Genomic DNA, 3,126 nt, shown 5'->3' with positions numbered 1-3,126 from the left:
ACTATGAGAAAAGACCCCCGAAAGGCGCCAATCATAGCACCGAGGGGCGCTGCAATTTCCTGCACGACTCCTTGCAAAGCGAGAAACAACTGGCCGCACATCGCGGAACCCGCGATGAATACGGCAAAACCCAGGGCGTACATCCACCTTCGTCCGAACAGGTCCGCCAGCCGCCCGAAAGGCACGATCAGCCCCCCCAGGGTCAACAGATAAATCAGACTGACCCACTCGACAATGTGTATGTCCACCCCGAACTCCTTTTTGAGGACAGGCAGGGCGATATTGATGATACTGGCGTCCAGAGCGGCCATAAAGGCACCGATACACACCGTTCCCACCACAAACCAGTGATACCCCGGCCGTTGCCGCACCGCCCGGAGCGGCAGAGCCGCCCCCATCTCTCCCCGGGTGATTCTGGCCAACGCTGACACCGCCTCCCCTCTCTGCACCTATTGTTCATTATATCCCGCGGCTCCATCTGCAGGGCCGCTACAGTGACGAAAAAGAACCACGGGATCCCGCCGGCCTGTGTCCCGATACAAAAAAAGACCTGGCCGGGTTCCAAAACCACCGGCCAGGCTCCTTCGATGGTAGTCCAGCACTTCCCGCAAACCGGTCGCGTCCCCGTCCGGTTAATGATACCCCTTTGCTTCCTCCGGCTTGATCTTGGTCGCAAACTTCCGGTACGCCCAAAGCTGATACGTGATCACCGCCGGAACGAGTACTACCGCCACAACCAGCATAATTGTCAGAGTTCGCGGACTGGCGGCCGCCTCATAGAGGGTGACACTGGCTGCCGGGTCGGTGGCCGAGATCAGCATGTTCGGAAACATGCCGATGAATCCCGTGGCCCCGGTCAAGAAAATCACCAGGGAATTCGCGAAAAATCCTGCCAGCGCCCGGCCTTTCCCTAGATAGAACTTCGCCGCGACCAAGGCCACCACGGCTAGGGCGGGCACGACGTACAAAAAAGGCAGCCGGTTGAAATTGTCCAAAACCTGGGTCCGGTTGGCCGTGGCCACCATAAATAGACCGTAAAGGCCAATTGCGACAAACCAGGCCACGTTGGCGACAGACAACATGCGCCCTTCCAGGGGCCCACTCACTTTATGGGCCACCCAGGACCCCGCCGAGACCAACGTCAGGGACAGGAACGTGAGTCCTCCCAGAATTCCGTAGGTGTTCAACAAGGTCAACACGTTCGTCTGATTCCCGTGGGCATCGAAAGCCAGCCCGTAAAACATGTTCGCAAACGCGACGCCCACCAACAGTACCACGAGCAAACTGCCGCCGAAAAAGGCCCATTTCCAGCTCGCCCGCCAGAACCGGCCGCGGTCTTTGTGCATGAACTCAAGCCCGATCGCCCGGTAAAACAGGCCAAACAGGATCAGGAAAAGCGGCACGTACAAGTAGCTGAACATCATCGCATATACGAGGGGAAAAGCGGCGAAGGTCGCTCCCCCGGCGGTAATCAGCCACACCTCGTTTCCGTTCCAAAAAGGCCCCACCGTCTCCTGTAACTGCTTTTCCTCCCGCTCCGAACGGGACACGAAGGGGTACAGGATGCCCACCCCCAGGGTATACCCGTCCAGAGTGAAATACATCATCCAAAGAACCGCCCACAAACCGAACCAGATCACTGCCAACGTTTCATGGCTCAACATCGTGTTCCCCTCCTTGCCGCAACTATGCCTGGGCCGCACGGGCCGGGGTTTTGCCGCCTCGCTTGACCGAGCCCTCTGCCGGCGGGTCCACCGGGCCCCGGACCGCGTATTTATGCAACAGATACACATCCGCAACGATCAGCGACGTGTAAAAGACCACCAGCCCGGTGAGGGAGAAGAGAATGTCCCCCAGGGCGATGGGGCTGACAGCCTGACTGGTCTTCATCAAACCGTACACAATCCACGGCTGCCTACCCATCTCCGTAACCACCCAGCCCAGGTTGATCGCCACGTAAGGAAGCGGAATGGAATACAACAGCAACTTGAGGTACCGCCGGGAATCCAGTAAGCGCCCCTTTCTCCACAGGTACAGGCCGTACCAGGCGAGGCCGAGAAACAAGAATCCAAGGCCCACCATGAGACGAAAGCTCCAGAAAACCGCCGGGACATTCGGCCGCTGATCGGCTGGAATGTCCTTCAAGCCCGTCACGTATCCACTGAAAGAATTCGTGTACATCAAACTACCGACGCCCGGGATTTTGCCCCAATCGAGTAAATTCCTTTCATTCGCCGGATCGGGGATGGAAAACACGGTAAAGGGCTGATTCGGCCCGGACTCCCACACGGCCTCAAAAGCCGCTGCCTTGGCAGGCTGCACCTTCGCCGTGTGAATCCCTTGAAAATGCCCGACCAACGGGACCGCCAAGGTCGCGACCAAGGCCATAACCAGACCGAACTGAAAGGATTTTTTGTAAAACTCCACGTGCTGTTTGCGGAGCAGATGATAGGCACTCACTCCGAGGACAAAAAACGCACCGACAATATAGCTGGCCAATACCGTGTGGAAGAACATATACCACGTGTAAGAGTTTGTGACCACCTGCAGGAAACTTTCGAGCTTAATCCGTCCATCCTGGATCGTATATCCGACAGGGTTTTGCATAAAACCGTTCGCCGTGATGATCCAGAGGGCGGAGATGTTGGTCCCGATGGCGACCATCCACATGGACAGAGCCCGGAGTTTCGGAAAGCGCTCTTTCCCGAACAGCCATACCCCAATAAACGTGGACTCCAGGAAAAACGCCAGCAGCGCCTCAATGGCCAGAGGCGATCCAAAAATGTCCCCCATAAACTTCGAGTACTCCGACCAGTTCGTGCCAAATTGAAATTCCATGGTGATGCCTGTGACAATCCCCAGCGCAAAATTGATCGTAAACAGTTTGCCCCAATAATCGGCCATCCGCCGATACAGCTCGTTGCCGGTGCGCGCATACCGCGTTTCCATAAGCGCCACCAGCACGACCAAGCCCAACGTCAGGGGCACAAACAAGAAATGATAGATCACCGTGACTGCAAACTGGATCCGACTCAAGAGGATGACCTCGGCCACCTCGACCCGCCCCTTCCGGAACCCGAAAAATTCCTTTAATTGATAACGGGTCCCATCTACTACTTTACCCGA

The 3,126-nt window shown here is 56.8% G+C and carries 3 protein-coding genes; all 3 read right to left on the bottom strand.

Translation table 11 applies throughout. The features are described 5' to 3' along the window. A partial coding sequence (locus tag K6T64_RS16530) for an MFS transporter (RefSeq protein ID WP_288011269.1) occupies positions 1-431 on the bottom strand: 431 nt, incomplete at its 3' end. Positions 432-632: 201 nt separating this feature from the next. Further along, positions 633-1,661, bottom strand: coding sequence for a cytochrome d ubiquinol oxidase subunit II (gene cydB, locus K6T64_RS16525; protein ID WP_100669144.1), 1,029 nt, complete (start codon positions 1,659-1,661; stop codon positions 633-635). A gap of 25 nt (positions 1,662-1,686) precedes the next feature. Continuing rightward, entirely contained in the window at positions 1,687-3,054 is a 1,368-nt protein-coding gene (locus K6T64_RS16520; RefSeq protein ID WP_100666962.1) for a cytochrome ubiquinol oxidase subunit I, read from the bottom strand. Positions 3,055-3,126 lie beyond the last annotated feature (72 nt).

This window comes from Kyrpidia sp. (assembly GCF_023512215.1).
Classification (GTDB): Bacteria; Bacillota; Bacilli; order Kyrpidiales; family Kyrpidiaceae; genus Kyrpidia; species Kyrpidia spormannii.
Note: the sequence above shows the minus strand (reverse complement) of the source record. Positions and strands in the feature narration are given on the sequence as shown.